The following is a 15,400-nucleotide window of genomic DNA, read 5'->3' on the forward strand; positions in this document are numbered from 1 at the left end:
GAACGAGGGCAACCGACTGCGTCTGCCCACGCGCGGCTGGCGCGACGTGAACGCGCACCTCGCGCGCTTCCGGGGCGCTCTGCCGGACGAGGTGGAGGCCGCGCTGCGCGGCGAGGACGTGCTGCTGGAGGAGGCCGCGGTAGCGCTGCATGAGCACGTGCTGCGCCGCCTGCCCGTAGCTCCCGACGCGGCCCTTCTCCAGCTCACGGCTTGCGCGCGGACGTACGGGCACCTGCTGTCCCTGATGCTGCTCGCTGCGCGCCCGCACGGCCGCGACGAACGCGCGTGGCGCGAAGGCCTGCAAGACGCGCTCCTCGCGCTCGTCCATGCGCACGTGATGGAGGAGGCCGTGCGGGGCAGCCTGCTGGCCGCGCAGACCCGCCACGAGGGCCTCGCGGTGCTGGCCGCTTTCCGCGATGACGCGCGCGACCTCGCCCTCGATCCGCACGCCGAGACGGACGCCGCGTCGCGCCGCGTGGTGGAGGACGCCGCGCGCTTCCGGCTGCTGTACGGCCTCGTGCCCGGCTGAACGGCACAAAGGAGAAGGCCCGGCGGAGAGATCCGCCGGGCCTTCTTCTCTTCAGTGCTCAGTCACCAGCGCCGGGCTGGGTGGGACGGGGGGCGTCCTGACGGGGAGCGCGACGCTCGCCGCCCTCCGGGGCGCCCTCGCCGTACTTCTCCATCGTCCGGTCGTCCGCGACCTGCGTGATCCGCACCGTGTCGAGGCCCGTACCGGCCGGGATGAGCTTGCCGAGGATGACGTTCTCCTTCAGGCCGATCAGGTCGTCGACCTGACCCTTGATGCTGGCCTCCGTGAGGACGTGCGTCGTGTGCTGGAACGACGCCGCCGACAGCCACGACTTCGTGCTGAGGCTGGACTTCGTGATGCCGAGCAGCACCGGCTTCCAGCTCGAGGGCGTCTGACCGGCCTCGAGGGCCTCGTTGGCCGCCTCGACCTCCCAGCGCTCCACGCTCTGACCTTCGAGCAGCAGGGTGTCGCCGCCGTCCGTGATCTCCACGAACTTCAGCATCTGCCGCACGATCGTCTCGATGTGCTTGTCGTGCACCTTCACGCCCTGGCTGCGGTACACGCGCTGCACTTCCTCCACGAGGTACCGCTGGGTCGCCTCGATGTCGCGGTAGAGCAGCAGGTCGTGCGGGTTCACGGCGCCGCGCGTGAGCGGCTGGCCCGCCTCGACGCGGTCACCGTCACGGACGATGAGACGCATCGCCTTGTTGATCTTCATCGCGGTCTTCGAGGAGTACTCCGCCTCGTCGGCCTCGATGCGGACGAGGTAGCGCTCCTCGTCCTCCTCGACGCGCACGACGCCGTCACGGTCCGCGACGACCGCCTGGTTCTTCGGCTTGCGCGCCTCGAACAGCTCGATCACGCGGGGCAGACCGAGCGTGATGTCGCTGCCGCCCGCCACACCGCCGGTGTGGAAGGTGCGCATCGTGAGCTGCGTGCCGGGCTCGCCGATCGACTCGGCCGCGACGACGCCGACGGCCTCGCCCATGCTGACGGGCTTCGCCTGGCTGAGGTCGTAGCCGTAGCACTTCTGGCACACGCCCGCCTTCACGCGGCAGTTCAGGGGCGTGCGCACGAACACCTCGCGCACCTCCGCCGTGTTCTTCGTGAGGAGCTTGACGTCCTCCAGGGAGAGCATCTCGCCCGCCGCGATCGTGCGGCCCGCGACCTGCACGTCCATCGCGACCGTGCGGCCGTACAGCGACGTCTCGATCTCGCTGCCCTTGCGCGCGCGCCACTCGCCGGTGCGCTCGTCGACGTTGCCGAGCGGCATCAGGCTGTAGTCGGTCGTGCCGCAGTCCACGTCACGGACGACGATCTCGTGCGCCACGTCCACCAGCTTGCGGGTCAGGTACCCCGAGTCGGCCGTGCGGAGCGCGGTGTCCGCGCCGCCCTTGCGGGCGCCGTGCGTCGAGATGAAGTACTCCAGCACCGTGAGGCCCTCGCGGAAGGACGCGCGGATCGGCGTCTCCATCGTGCTGCCGTCCGGGCGGGCCATCAGGCCGCGCATGCCCGCCAGCTGACGGATCTGCTGCGGGTTGCCGCGCGCGCCGGACTGCGACATGATCCACAGCGGGTTGAAGGGGTAGTTGCGGCTGAAGTTCTCGAACACCGCGTTCTTCACCTCGTCCGTGGTGTCGTTCCAGAGCTGCACGACCTGCTTGTAGCGCTCCTCCTCGGTCAGGAAGCCGAAGTCGAAGTTCTGCTCGATGGCGCTGAGCTTCTCGTCCGCGATCGCCAGCAGGTCCTGCTTGGCGGGCGGGATGACCACGTCGTCGATACCGATCGTGATGCCCGAGGTGGTGGACAGGCGGAAGCCGTTGTCCTTCAGCGCGTCGAGCAGCATCGCCGTGGCCTCGATCCCGAGGATCTTGAAGCACAGCATGATCATGTCCTTCAGGCCGTCCTTCTCGTAGGCCGTGTCGAGGTTCACGAGCTGCTCGACGCGATCCTGCGGGAAGGTGCTGAGCGCCTCCAGGACGAGGCGGCGGAACATCACGCGGCCCGCCGAGGTCTCGAAGAGCTCGCCGTTCACCTGAATGCGGACGTGATCCTGGTAGTCGATCTCGCCGCGCTCCACCGCGAGGATCGCCTCGTCGGGGCTGCTGAAGACGTACTTCAGACGGCCGATGCTGGTCTCGCGACCCGCGACGGTGACGCTGGAGTTCAGGCCGATCTCGCCGCGCTCGAAGGCCGCGAGGGCGTCCTGCTCGCTCTCGAAGGTGGCGCCCGCGCCGAGGTTGTCGCGGCGCAGCAGCGTCAGCGTGAAGATGCCGAGGATGATGTCACGGCTGGGCTTCACGTTCGGCTCGCCGTTCGCAGGCGAAAGCAGGTTGTGCGCGCTGAGCATCTGGATGCGCGCCTCGGCCTGCGCCTGCGCGCTCAGCGGGACGTGGATGGCCATCTGGTCGCCGTCGAAGTCCGCGTTGAAGGCCTCGCAAACGAGGGGGTGCAGCTGGATCGACTGACCCTCGACGAGCACGGGCTCGAAGGCCTGGATGCCGAGACGGTGCAGGGTCGGCGCGCGGTTGAGCAGCACGACCTTGTCCTCGATGACCTCTTCGAGGGCGTCCCAGACGCTGTCGCGGGTGTCGCGGTAGCGTTCGAGCATCTTGCGGGCCTGCTTGATGTTCGTGACCTCGCCCTTCTCCTCGAGCACCTTGAACAGGAAGGGCTTGAAGAGTTCGAGCGCCATGCGCTTCGGCACGCCGCACTGGTGCAGCCTCAGCTGCGGACCCACCACGATGACCGAGCGGCCCGAGTAGTCCACGCGCTTGCCGAGCAGGTTCTGACGGAACCGGCCCTGCTTGCCGCCGAGGAGGTCCGTCAGGGAGCGCAGGCTGCGGTCCGAGCCGGGGTTCGTGACGGGGCTGCCGCGACGACCGTTGTCGATGAGGGCGTCCACCGCTTCCTGCAGCATGCGCTTCTCGTTGCGGATGATCATGTCGGGCGCGCCCTGACTCATCAGCTTCTTGAGGCGGTTGTTGCGGTTGATGAGGCGGCGGTACAGGTCGTTGAGGTCGGACGTGGCGAAGCGTCCGCCGTCCACCTGCACCATGGGACGCAGATCGGGCGGCATGACCGGCACCGTCTCCAGGATCATCCAGGAGGGGTGGTTGCCGCTCTTGACGAAGCTGCGCACGACCTCCAGCCGCTTGCGGGCCTTGGCGCGCTTGTGACGGCTGTTGTCCTTCATCTGCTCGTTGAGCTCGGCCTCGAGCTGGGCGAGGTCGATGTCGTCGAGGAGTTCCTTGACGGCCTCGGCGCCCATCTTCGCGACGAAGTCGTACGACTCGATCACGCGGACCTGCTTGCGGACGAGGTCGATCTCGACGCGGCCGGAGATCTCGCTGCGGATGCTGCCGCCGTCGGCGAGATCGTCGCCGGGCTCGACGCGGTCGCCGTTCACGACGAGCGGCTCGTCCTGGTAGGCGTACACGCGGGCCTTGGAGACGATGATGCTGGCGGGCGCGTGCAGGGTGACGGTGCCGTCACGCTCGGCGGTGACCATCTGCTCCTCGTCGATGGCGCCGATGATGCGCTGGCCCGCGCGGACCTCGCTGCCGTCGCCGACGAGGACGTGCATGGTGGGGTTGATGGGGTGCTCGGCGGTGCGCGTCCAGTGCGCGACCGCGACGACCTCGCCCTTCTTGTTGGTGCGCAGGCCCTCGACGCGGCTCGCGCGGCTCACGCGCAGGCGCGCGCCGGCGGCGGCGGTGGCGAGCACGGCGCCCGCCTCGATGCGCTCGCCCTGCGCGACCGCGACGTCCATGCCGTGCGGCACGTACACGCGGACGAGCGTGGCGCCCGTCTCGTCGCCGTCACGCACGTCGACGACGACGCTGTCCTCGCCGAGGTCGTGCATGAACACGACGCCGGCCACGGGCGCGGTCATGCTGACGTCCGCCTCGGGCTCCGCGAGGATCTCTCCGGCGCGGAAGGCGTCCTGCTCCACGAGGGCGTCCTGCGGCAGCAGCACGCGCACCTCGGCCTCCTCGCGGTAGTGGATCTCCGCGCGGCGGGGGAAGCGGTACTGCGCGAGGCCGTCCATCTTGCTGACGACGTTCCCGCCGAGCGTCTGACCGCGCGTGACGTACTCGCCGTCACGGATCTCGGCCTCGGTGCCGTTCGGGAGGGTGTAGGTCTCCTGACGGCCGAAGCGGAGCTCGCGGTACTCCTCGTCGGTGAGGAGTTCGCCGCGCTTGAGGGGACGGCCGTCCTTCTGCGCGTTCTGCGCGTCGATGACGAGGAAGCTGCTGAAGTACAGCACCTTCTCGAGCTGCGCGGCCGACAGGTCGAGCAGCGTGCCGATCTTGCTGGGGGTGTCCTTGACGTACCAGATGTGCGCGCTGGGCGTCGCGAGGTCGATGTGACCCATGCGGTAGCGGCGCACCTTGCTGCTCGTGACCTCCACGCCGCAGCGCTCGCAGACCTTGCCCTCGTAACGCTGACGCTTGTACTTGCCGCAGGCGCACTCGTAGTCCTTCTGCGGACCGAAGATGCGCTCGTCGAACAGGCCCTCGCGTTCGGGCTTCAGGGTACGGTAGTTGATCGTCTCGGGCTTCTCGACCTCGCCGTAGCTCCAGTCGCGGATGCGCTGGGGGCTGGCGATGGCGATGCGGACCTTGCTGAAATCTTTCAAAGCATTGCTCCTCTGAGTGAGCGGCTTGGATGGTTCGATCAGGGGTGAAGCGGTCAGCCGTCAGTGATCAGCAGTCAGCCTCCGGGGCTGGGGCGGTCGCTTGCGCCGCACGAGCGCTGGAAGCCGACCGCTGATCGCTCGCCGCGTCAGCGGCGCGGCATCATGCCTTCGAAGATGTCGACGGGCTTGTCGCCCTCGTCGAGCACCTCCACGTCGAGGCCGAGCGAGTGGAGCTCCTTGACCAGCACCTTGAAGGACTCGGGGATGGTGCTGCTCGACACCTCGTCGCCCTTGACGATGCTCTGGTAGGCCGCGTCACGGCCCTCGATGTCGTCGGACTTGATGGTGAGCATCTCCTGGAGGGTGTGCGCGGCGCCGTACGCCTCGAGCGCCCACACCTCCATCTCGCCGAAGCGCTGACCGCCGAACTGCGCCTTGCCGCCCAGCGGCTGCTGGGTGATGAGCGAGTACGGGCCGGTGGAGCGCGCGTGCATCTTGTCCTCCACCATGTGGTAGAGCTTCATGACGTACATCGTGCCGACCACCACGGGGCCGCTGATGGCCTCGCCGCTGCGGCCGTCGTACAGGACGCTCTTGCCGGTGCGGGCGAGCGCGATCTGCGCGTCGTCGTAGTTGCCCTCGACGGGCGGGTTGATCACGCCGAGCTTCCCGGCGCGGTCGAGCACCTCGACCTCGCGGACGTCGGTCTCGAAGCCGCCCGCGCGGCGCTCGTCGAGACGCTCGGCCGCGGCGACCTGCAGCATCTCCTTGATGGTGTCCTCGGTGGCGCTGTCGAACACGGGCGTCACGAACTTCTGGCCCGTGAGACGCGCGACCTCGCCGAGGTGCGTCTCGAGGATCTGGCCGAGGTTCATGCGCGACGGCACGCCCAGCGGGTTGAACACGAGGTCGACGGGGGTACCGTCGGGCAGGAAGGGCATGTCCTCCGGGGGGAGGATCTTGGAGACGACGCCCTTGTTCCCGTGACGGTTCGCGACCTTGTCGCCGACCTGCAGGCGGCGCTTCTGCGCGACGTACACGCGGACCATCTCGCGGACGCCGGGCTTGAGGTCCACGCCCTCGTCACCGCGGCGGAAGCGCACGGTCTTCACGACGATGCCGCCCTCACCGGAACGCACGCGCAGGGAGGTGTCCTTCACCTCGCGGGCCTTCTCGCCGAAGATGGAGCGCAGCAGACGCTCCTCGGGCGTGGGTTCGCTCTCGCCCTTGAAGCTGGTCTTGCCGACGAGGATGTCGCCCGGCTTGACCTCCGCGCCGACGCGGACGATGCCGTCCTCGTCGAGGTCGCGCAGCGCGGCCTCGGAGAGACCGGGGATGTCGCGGGTGATCTTCTCGGGGCCGAGCTTCGTGTCGCGCGCCTCGATCTCGTCCTTCTCGATGTGCACGGACGTGTAGAAGTCCTTGCGCACGAGCGCCTCGGAGATGCAGATGGCGTCCTCGAAGTTGAAGCCGTCGAAGGGCATGATGGCGATGGTGATGTTCTGCCCGAGCGCGAGGCGGCCGAGCTCGCTGGCGGGGCCGTCCGCGAGGACGGTGCCGACGCGCACCTCGTCACCGAACGCCACGATGGGGTGCTGGTCGAGGTTGGTGCCCTGGTTGCTGCGGGTGAAGCGCACCAGTTCGAAGGTGCGGACGTTGTTGCGGAAGAGGCCGAGCTTCGGCGCGTCCTCCGTGAGGGTCACCTGGATGGCGCGGGCGTCCACGTAGGTGACGCGGCCCGTGACGTCGGAGACGACGCTGGTGCCGGAGTCGGCGACGACGCGCTCCTCGACGCCGGTGCCCACGGCGGGCGACTCGGCGCGCACGAGCGGCACGGCCTGCGACTGCATGTTCGATCCCATGAGGGCGCGGTTGGCGTCGTCGTGCTCCAGGAACGGAATCAGCGACGTGGAGATCGACACGATCTGCTTCGGCGAGACGTCCATGTACTGGATCTCGCTGGGGTCCATCAGGAACGGGTCGCCGCGGCGGCGGGCCAGCACGCGGTCCGTGGCGAAGGTGCCGTCGGGCGCGAGCGGGGTGTTCGCCTGCGCGATCGCGAAGCGGTCCTCGATGTCGGCGGTCATGTAGTCGACGTTCTCGGTGACGCGGCCGTCCACGACCTTGCGGTAGGGGGCCTCCATGAAGCCGAGGTCGTTGACCTTCGCGAAGGACGCCAGCGACGAGATCAGGCCGATGTTGGCGCCTTCGGGCGTCTCGATGGGGCAGACGCGGCCGTAGTGCGTGCGGTGCACGTCACGGACGTCGAAGCCCGCGCGCTCGCGGGTGAGGCCGCCCGGACCGAGCGCCGAGATGCGGCGCTTGTGACGCAGCTCCGCGAGGGGGTTGGTCTGGTCCTTGAACTGCGAGAGCTGGCTGCGCCCGAAGAACTCGCGCATGGCCGCCACGATGGGGCGGTTGTTCACGAGCTTGGTGGGCGTGGCCGCGTCGGGGTTGCCGAGCAGCATGCGCTCGCGCACGCCGCGCGCCATGCGCCCGAGGCCCACGCGCAGCTGGTCCGCGAGGAGTTCCCCGACGGTGCGCACGCGGCGGTTGCCGAGGTGGTCGATGTCGTCCTCCTCGACGGGCACGGTCTGCGCGACGCCGTCCTCGTCCGCGCCGACCGTGAGCTCGTCGCGGCCGTGCGTGAGGGCGAGCAGGTAGCGCAGCGTGTCCACGAGGCCCGCGTCCTGGAACTTGCCGTCCTCGAAGGTGAGGAGGGTGCGGTCCTCGCGGGTCGTGCCGAGCTTGCGGTTCATCTTGAAGCGGCCGGGATCGCCGAGGTCGTAGCGCTTCGGGTCCGCGAGCAGGCTGTAGAGGTACGTGATGGCCTTGTCGCGCTTGGGCGGGTCACCGGGACGCAGGACCGTGAACAGGCGCAGCAGGGCCTCGTCGGCGTTCATGCCGCTCGACTTGTCCTCGGGCAGCTCGATGGTCTCGTCGAACTCGGTGTACAGGGCCTTGATCTGGTCGTCGCCCATGCCGAGGACGCGCAGCAGCAGGCTCACGGGGAACTTGCGCTTGTTGACCTTCATCTCCAGCACGGGACCGTTGAATTCCAGCTCGATCCAGGGGCCGCGCTTGGGCATCGGGATGATGGCGGCCGTGTAGACCTTCTTGATGCCCTTGTAGCTGGAGGTGAAGTACACGCCGGGGGAGCGGTGGATCTGCGAGATCACGACGCGGTCCGCGCCGTTGATGACGAAGCTGCCGTCCTCGGTCATGAGGGGCAGGTCGCCGAGGAAGACCTGGTCTTCCTTGATGAGGCCGCTGTCCTTGTGGATGAGCTGGAGCTTGGCGTAGATGGGGGCCTGGTAGGTCAGGTCCTTCTCGCGGCACTCCTCGGGGCTGTAGGGCGGCTCGCCGAGGCGGTACTCCAGGAAGTCCAGCACGAGACCGGCCGAACGGTTGCGGTCGGACTCGTCGATGGGGAAGACCTCCTTGAAGGCGCTCTGGAGCCCGGCGTTCTCGCGTCCGTCGGGGGCCTTGTCGGTCTGGAGGAACTGATTGAAGGAGTTGACCTGGACTTCCGTCAGGTCGGGAAGCGGGATGACTTCGGCGATCTCGCCAAAGCGCTCGATGCGTTGTGTCATTGGCACCTCAACACTTGCAAGACGTCTTCTGGCCGCGCCCCGAACCTGCCCATTGCCGATCGTGGATAAACAGGTTGAGGGGAGGCGAGCGGTACTTCCTCGCCTCCTGTGGTTGAGCTCGTTCGGGTTGGCATTCTCAGCAAGAAGCTCCCCGGAGACCCATCTTGGTCACCAACCCCGAGTCTAGACGTCAGACCGGCCCCCGTCAAGTAGGCAGCGACGGGCGGGACGTCCCTCGGAGGGAAGCACTCACTTGCTCACGATGGTACACCATTCACGCGCGGACGGCACGCCGAACGCCCCTCAGACGACCTTTCGACTGTGAGAGCGCTACCTTCCCGGTGTCAGCACCCGCCGCAGGAAGTCCTCCAGGCCCGCCCCCCGCGGGGGCTCCGGCGACGCGTGCATACCGCCGCAGCGCGCCAGCGAGCCGGGCAGACGACGCGCCTGCGGCCACAACCGCGAGGTGACCGCCTCCAGCGGAGACGGGAACCCTCGCGCCACGCGCCCGCGCCACGTCGTGTCGTCCACGCAGGTCAGCCGGAAGGCGCCCAGCGGGCGGCCCGAGTCGCGCTCCCGCACGTCCAGCGTCCAGCTCCACACCGCGTACCGCCACGACGCGGGCAGCACCACGGACGTCTCCGACAGCACCACCGTGCTGCGCATCACCGCGTCCCGCTCCACCCCCGCCGTCAGGGACCGAGCGAACCGGGCCACGCTGAGCGCCCCCACGTCCTGCGAGCCGGTCTCCACGAACGCCACGCTCGGCGCCGCCGCCAGCACGTCGCGAGGACGCAGGCGCGCCGCGAAGGCCGGGTCCGACACGCGCAACTCCACCGACACAGGCGCCCGCGCCGTCCCCACGACCTTCAGGAGGGACGGACCCATCGCCCGGTAGGTGCGCTCCGCCGCCCTCACCTGCAGCGCGGCGGGCAGCAGCAGGACCGTCGACGACAGGGCCGCTCCCGCCGCGCCCCCCAGCGCGCCCCAGGCGAGCCCGTTGCCGCCCCGGCGGCGTCCCTGCCGCCAGCACAGCCACGCCAGGACGGGCACGGCGGCGCCCAGAACCGCGAGGAGCAGCGCTTCGAGCAGGGACCACAGCACGGACGTCAGCAGCAGCATCGTTTCCCCAGTCTCCGGTGCACACGACGCAAGCCGTGGAAAACTTCACGCGGGGTTGCGCCTGGGAGGACCACGACGGCGGCGTCGGAAGGCGGGTGTTACGATCCCTGCATGCAGCTGTTGAACCTCCTGTCCTCGAATTCCTGGGTGAGCGTCGCGCTCGGCGTCCTCACCATCGCGTGCATCGTGCACGTCCTCACGCAACGCCGCGAGTACTACTGGCTCTTCCTGCTGCTCTTCCTGCCCGGCATCGGCGCGATCATCTACGTCCTCGTGGAGCTCCTCCCGTACCTGCGCCGGCGCCGCGTCGACCTCGACCCCATCCGGGAACGCCTGCAGAGCAGCGACGCCCGCATCAAGGCGCGACGCGAGGCCCTGGAGGACACCGACACCCTCCAGAACCGCGTCGCCCTCGCGTCGGAACTCACGCGCGCCAGCCGACTCGAGGAGGCCGAGGACGTCCTCAGGCCCCTCCTCACCGGCATCTACCGCGACGACCCCGCGCTGCTCTACACCCTCGGGGACCTCAAGTACCGCCAGGGCCGCTACGAGGAGGCGCGCGCCCTGCTCGAACAGGTGGACGCCATGCGCTCCCAGAGCCTCGCCGCGCGCGTCAAGGTGCTCCTTGCCGAGACGTACGTCCGCACCGACCAGCGCGACCTCGCCGACCGCTACTACCGCGACGCCATGCACGGCGCCACCAGCGAGGAGCCCCGCGCGCGCTACGCGCAGTACCTCGTGAACGAGGGCCGCACCGACGAGGCCCGCGCGCTCCTCGCGCAGATGGACAAGACGTACCGCCGCGCGAACGGCCTCTACCGCAGCCAGGAACGCGAGTGGTTCCGCCTCGCCGACCAGCTGCGCCAGAACCTGAAGTGAACACCGACCTGCCGCTCGCCCGCGTCTCGCTCAGAGCGCCCCTGCCCGCGCGCGGCTACCCCTTCACGCTGCGCGCCGCGCGGCTCCTGGACGACCTGGAGTTCCGCGCGGGCGTCACGTTCCTCGTCGGGGACAACGGCAGCGGCAAGAGCACCGTCCTGGAGGCCGTCGCGCTCGCCGCCGAGGCGATCGTGCTCTCCGCGCTGCCCGGCGCGCACGACGACCTCACGGACGCCCGGCCCCTCGCGGACCTCCTGCGGCTCTCCTGGACGCGCCGCACCCGGCGCGGCTTCTTCCTGCGCGCCGAGGACTTCCTGGGGCTCGCGCGCCGCACCCGCGCCCTCACGACCGAGTTCGAGGCAGCCGTCGAGGCCCTGCGCGCGGAGCTCGGCGACGGCCCCGACTTCGTCCGGGCCGCCGCGCCCTACCGCAACCAGCTCGCGGGCCTGCGCGCCGCCGAGCGGGCAGGCGGCACCCACGCCCGCTCGCACGGCGAACGTTTCCTCGACGCCTTCCAGCGTCGCCTCGCGCCCGGCGGGCTCTACCTCCTCGACGAGCCCGAGGTGGCCCTCTCGCCGCAGCGCGTCCTCGCCCTCATGACGCTGCTGCGCCGCGCCGAACGGGAGGGCGCGCAGTTCCTGATCGCCACGCACTCGCCCGTGCTGCTCGCCCATCCCGGCGCGGTCATCCTCGACCTCGACCACGACCCCGTCCGTGAGGCCGCGTACGACGACCTCGACCACGTGCGCTTCACCCGCGACTTCCTCAGCGCCCCCGAACGCTTCCTGCGTCACCTCGACGAGGAGGAATAGGAAAACCCCCGAGGTCCGTGGACCTCGGGGGCTGCACTCCCGGTGGGGAAGGTGTTACTTGACTTCGACGCGGGCGCCGGCGCCCTCGAGCTGCGCCTTGAACTTCTCGGCGTCTTCCTTGCTGACGGCTTCCTTGATGGCGCCGCCCTTCTCCGAGAGGTCCTTCGCTTCCTTGAGGCCCAGGCCGGTGATGGCGCGGATCTCCTTGATGACGTTGATCTTGCTGCTGCCGGCGTCGATGAGGACGACGTCGAACTCGGTCTTCTCCTCGACGGGCGCGGCGGCGGCGGCGCCACCACCGGAGACGGCGACGGCGGCCGTGACGCCCCACTGCTCCTTGATGGAGTCGATGAGGTCGGCGAGTTCCATGATGGTGAGACCGCTGAGGGTATCGATCAGCTGCTGCTTGTCGTAAGCCATGATTCAGTCCTCCGAGAGGTCCGCGTCACGCGCGGGATTGAGTGCTTGAGGGTGTTGCCGTCCGGCCCGGAGGCCGTCCGTGGTGTTCAGGCCGCTTCGGTGTCGGTGCTGCCGCCACCCAGCTTCTCGCGGTACGCCTCGAGGACGCCGACGAAGTTGCTGAGGTGCGCGCTGAGCACGCCGACGAGTTCGGCCTGGAGCTGGGTCTTGCTGCCGAGGCTCGCGAGACGCTCGATGGTCGCGACGGGCACCGTGGAGCCCTCGACCATGCCGCCCTTGATGGCGGGAATGCCCTTGTCGTTGCCCTTGCCCGCGTCGGCGAGGACCTTCGCCACACCGGCGGGGTCTTCCTGCGCGAGCACGATGGCCGACGGGCCGTGCAGCAGTTCCGTGAAGTCACGCTGCTGGCCCTGAAGGGCGATGTTCAGAAGGGTGTTCTTGGCGACGATGAGTCGGCCGCCCTTCTCGACGAGGTCCTTGCGGAGCCTGCTGAGCTGCCCCGCCGTGAGGCCCTGGTAGTTGACGACGTAGAACGTGTCGATGCCTTCCAGGCTGCCCTTGAGCGCGGCGAGGCTGTCGGTGTTGCGTTGGTTCGCCACTTGCGCCTCCTGGCTTGATGATGAGGTCCAGTGCGAGAGCAGTCTGGACAACTCGGCGGGATGTTTAAACCTGGCAAGGGTCCCCGCTGTCTACGGTGCCGTTCGAAGGTGCTTTCGCACCGGGGTGCCCTGTTCGGGGATGGGGACGCGCCACCTGCGGCGGGCGTCCCCGGAGGTCATCAGGCCAGCGTGATCTGGATCGACGGACCCATGGTCGTCGTCAGGTACATGCTGCGGATGTAGATGCCCTTCGCGGCGGCGGGCTTGGCGTTCTCGAGCGCGCTGTGCAGCGCCGCGAGGTTCGCGGCGATGTTGCCCGCCTCGAAGCTGGCCTTGCCGATCGGGGCGTGCACGACGCCCGTCTTGTCGTTACGGAACTCGATGCGGCCGGCCTTGAGGCCGCGCACCATGCCCGCCACGTCGGGACCGACCGTGCCGCTCTTGGGGTTGGGCAGCAGGCCGCGCGGTCCGAGGAGACGCGCGAGCTTCTGACCGACCTGGGCCATCATGTCGGGCGTCGCGACGACCGCGTCGAACTCCATGAAGCCGCCCGCGATGCGGTCGATCAGGTCGCCCGAGCCGACCACGTCGGCGCCGGCGGCCTCGGCCTCGGCGACCTTGTCACCCTGCGTGATGACCGCGACGCGCACGCTGCGGCCCGTGCCGTGAGGCAGGGCGACGGTGCCACGCACGTTCTGGTCGCTCTTGCGGGGATCGATGCCGAGACGGAAGTGCGCCTCGACGGTCTCGTCGAACTTCGCGGTGGCGAGTTCCTTGACGAGCGCGGTGGCCTCCTCGACGGTGTAGACCTTGTTGCGGTCGACCTTGGCCACGAGGGCCTTGTAACGCTTGCCGTGCTTAGGCATTGGGGGCCCCCTCGATGGTGACGCCCATGCTGCGGGCGGTGCCCGCGACGGTCTGCGCGGCCGCTTCGAGGCTGCCGGCGTTCAGGTCGGGCATCTTGGTGCGGGCGATCTCCAGGACCTGGTCCCAGTTGAGCGTCCCGACCTTCGCCTTGTTGGGCGTGCTGCTGCCCTTGGCGATGCCGCTGGCCTTGCGGATGAGGTAGCTCATCGGGGGCGTCTTGGTGATGAACGTGAAGCTGCGGTCACCGAAGATGGTGATCTCGACGGGGATGATCGCGTCACCCTTGTCCGCCGTGGCCGCGTTGAACGCCTTGGTGAACTCCATGATGTTCGCGCCGTACTGACCGAGCGCGGGACCCACGGGCGGGGCCGGCGTGGCCTTGCCCGCCGGAAGCTGAAGCTTCACCAAACCGACGACTTTCTTCGCCATGTAACTTCCTCCTTAGCTCCCCCGCGGCCCTTGCGGCGGCGGGGTGCTGGCGCTAAGTGCTCCTCGCGTCCTCGGACGCGTCGGGGCAACCTGCACAGTGTACCCCAGCCGCCCCGTCTTGTGGAGGGGAGCCGGGGGGTTGAACTCAGGACCGGCTGACCTGCGCGAAATCGAGCTCGACGGGCGTTTCGCGCCCGAAGATCGACACGAGCACCTTGACCTTCGCCTGAGCCGCGTTGACCTCGGAGACGACGCCGCTGAAGTCCGCGAAGGGCCCGCTGGTGACGCGCACCATGTCGCCCTCCTTGAAGCTGGCCTTCACGCGCGGCGCGACCTCCTCGACCTTGGCCGCCACGCCGACGGACTGCAGCAGACGCTGCACCTCGTCGGGGGAGAGCGGCACCGGGTGAGTGGCCGTGCCGACGAAGCCGGTCACGCCGGGCGTGCCGCGCACGGCCTCCCAGGACTCGCCCATCTCGCCGGGCGCGTCGTCGTCCTCGACGTCCATCTGGACGAAGACGTAGCCCGGGAAGAGCTTGCGCTTGACGGTCTCCTTCTTGCCACCCTCGCGGAGCTCCACGGCCTCCTCGGTCGGCTGCAGCACCTGGAAGATCTTGGTGTTGTACAGACCGAGCTTCTTGGCCCGCTCCATGAGGTTCTGCTCGACACGGTCTTCCTGACCGACATAGGTGTGGACGGCGTACCACTCGATGCTCATCGGACCACCAGGTTGAGCAGCTGATGGAACACCGTGTCGAGTCCGAAGATCACGAGGGTGAGCACGACGATGAAGACCAGCACGACCTGGGTGCCCTCGAGCACCTGGACCCGTGTCGGCCACGACACGCGGGACAGCTCGGCCCGCGCCTCCTGGAAGTACCGGACCACGCTGCTCACGCGTCCACCCTGTCACGTTGACGATTCGTGTTCACGTCGCTCCACTCTCCTGACCCGCGCTAGGGCGCGGGTCGGGGACTCAGATCTTCTTCTCGCGGAAGACGACGTGCTTCTTCGCGATGGGGTCGTACTTCTTGAGCTCCAGCTTCGCCTGGGTGTTGCGGCGGTTCTTGGTGGTGGTGTAGTAGAACCCCGTGCCGGCGCTGCTCTCGAGCTTGATGATGATGCGAGGACCTTCCTTGGCCATGATGAGTACTCCTTTCGTTCCCGGACCCTGAGGATCCGCGGAACTCCCAGTCCCGCCGCGCGGCACCCGCTGGGAGGGTCTTGCCTGCCCGGACTCGCCCTTGAGGCGCGGCCCCTGTGGGCATGGCGGCAGGTCTGGTCAGAAACCAGCCGTTCAACTATAGCCACTCGCACCCCCGCTGTCCAGGGGTGACCACATGAAGAGGGGAGGGCGCGAACGCCCTCCCCTCCAGGAAAGATCAGCGGATTACTGGAGCACCTTGGTGACGACGCCGGCGCCGACGGTACGGCCACCCTCGCGGATGGCGAAGCGCAGGCCTTCCTCCATCGCGATCGGCTTGATCAGTTCCACCGTGAACGAGATG

The 15,400-nt window shown here is 68.8% G+C and carries 14 protein-coding genes; 3 read left to right on the forward strand and 11 right to left on the reverse strand.

What is annotated here, in order from left to right:
- On the forward strand, window positions 1-529 hold a 529-nt coding region (locus tag DEIPI_RS32395; protein ID WP_045234652.1), incomplete at its 5' end, for a hypothetical protein.
- Between the two features lie 58 nt (window positions 530-587).
- Here the strand turns inward: DEIPI_RS32395 and rpoC are convergent.
- The 3 genes from rpoC to DEIPI_RS0117925 all read right to left on the reverse strand — a co-directional run bounded on the left by rpoC (window position 588) and on the right by DEIPI_RS0117925 (window position 9,886).
- Window positions 588-5,171, reverse strand: a complete 4,584-nt coding sequence (rpoC, locus tag DEIPI_RS0117915) for a DNA-directed RNA polymerase subunit beta' (RefSeq protein ID WP_027482664.1) — start codon at window positions 5,169-5,171, stop codon at window positions 588-590.
- A gap of 146 nt (window positions 5,172-5,317) precedes the next feature.
- Window positions 5,318-8,764: a DNA-directed RNA polymerase subunit beta gene (gene rpoB / locus DEIPI_RS0117920; RefSeq protein WP_027482665.1), complete on the reverse strand. Its 3,447-nt coding sequence runs from the start codon at window positions 8,762-8,764 to the stop codon at window positions 5,318-5,320.
- A 330-nt stretch (window positions 8,765-9,094) separates the two neighbouring features.
- Window positions 9,095-9,886 carry a hypothetical protein gene (locus DEIPI_RS0117925; protein WP_027482666.1) on the reverse strand — a complete coding sequence of 264 codons (792 nt, stop codon included), beginning with the start codon at window positions 9,884-9,886 and terminating at the stop codon, window positions 9,095-9,097.
- A gap of 111 nt (window positions 9,887-9,997) precedes the next feature.
- Between DEIPI_RS0117925 and DEIPI_RS0117930 the strand changes: the two genes are divergently transcribed.
- Together DEIPI_RS0117930 and DEIPI_RS0117935 are read left to right on the forward strand one after the other, a co-directional pair.
- Complete coding sequence (locus tag DEIPI_RS0117930; RefSeq protein ID WP_027482667.1) at window positions 9,998-10,765, forward strand: tetratricopeptide repeat protein; 768 nt, start codon at window positions 9,998-10,000, stop codon at window positions 10,763-10,765.
- On the forward strand, window positions 10,762-11,577 hold the full coding sequence (locus tag DEIPI_RS0117935) for an AAA family ATPase (RefSeq protein WP_027482668.1): 816 nt from the start codon (window positions 10,762-10,764) through the stop codon (window positions 11,575-11,577). Before DEIPI_RS0117930 ends, DEIPI_RS0117935 begins: the two co-directional genes overlap by 4 nt.
- A 54-nt stretch (window positions 11,578-11,631) precedes the next feature.
- Here the strand turns inward: DEIPI_RS0117935 and rplL are convergent, their stop codons facing one another.
- The 8 genes from rplL to DEIPI_RS36830 all read right to left on the reverse strand — a co-directional run bounded on the left by rplL (window position 11,632) and on the right by DEIPI_RS36830 (window position 15,387).
- Window positions 11,632-11,997: a 50S ribosomal protein L7/L12 gene (gene rplL / locus DEIPI_RS0117940; RefSeq protein ID WP_027482669.1), complete on the reverse strand. Its 366-nt coding sequence runs from the start codon at window positions 11,995-11,997 to the stop codon at window positions 11,632-11,634.
- Window positions 11,998-12,083: 86 nt separating this feature from the next.
- Entirely contained in the window at window positions 12,084-12,596 is a 513-nt protein-coding gene (rplJ, locus tag DEIPI_RS0117945; RefSeq protein ID WP_027482670.1) for a 50S ribosomal protein L10, read from the reverse strand.
- A gap of 179 nt (window positions 12,597-12,775) precedes the next feature.
- Complete coding sequence (gene rplA / locus DEIPI_RS0117950) at window positions 12,776-13,462, reverse strand: 50S ribosomal protein L1 (protein WP_027482671.1); 687 nt, start codon at window positions 13,460-13,462, stop codon at window positions 12,776-12,778.
- A complete protein-coding gene (gene rplK / locus DEIPI_RS0117955; RefSeq protein ID WP_027482672.1) occupies window positions 13,455-13,892 on the reverse strand; it encodes a 50S ribosomal protein L11 in 438 nt (145 codons plus the stop codon). The genes rplA and rplK overlap by 8 nt, the downstream gene beginning before the upstream one ends.
- A gap of 145 nt (window positions 13,893-14,037) precedes the next feature.
- Window positions 14,038-14,610 (reverse strand): transcription termination/antitermination protein NusG, encoded by a 573-nt coding sequence (gene nusG / locus DEIPI_RS0117960; protein ID WP_027482673.1) that lies wholly within the window; start codon window positions 14,608-14,610, stop codon window positions 14,038-14,040.
- Window positions 14,607-14,789, reverse strand: coding sequence for a preprotein translocase subunit SecE (secE, locus tag DEIPI_RS0117965; RefSeq protein ID WP_027482674.1), 183 nt, complete (start codon window positions 14,787-14,789; stop codon window positions 14,607-14,609). Before secE ends, nusG begins: the two co-directional genes overlap by 4 nt.
- 79 nt (window positions 14,790-14,868) lie before the next feature.
- Window positions 14,869-15,036, reverse strand: coding sequence for a 50S ribosomal protein L33 (rpmG, locus tag DEIPI_RS0117970; RefSeq protein WP_027482675.1), 168 nt, complete (start codon window positions 15,034-15,036; stop codon window positions 14,869-14,871).
- 246 nt (window positions 15,037-15,282) lie between these two features.
- Entirely contained in the window at window positions 15,283-15,387 is a 105-nt protein-coding gene (locus tag DEIPI_RS36830; RefSeq protein ID WP_281173237.1) for an EF-Tu C-terminal domain-related protein, read from the reverse strand.
- Window positions 15,388-15,400: the final 13 nt, after the last annotated feature.

It is taken from the genome of Deinococcus pimensis DSM 21231, from assembly GCF_000519345.1.
Lineage (GTDB): Bacteria > Deinococcota > Deinococci > Deinococcales > Deinococcaceae > Deinococcus_A > Deinococcus_A pimensis.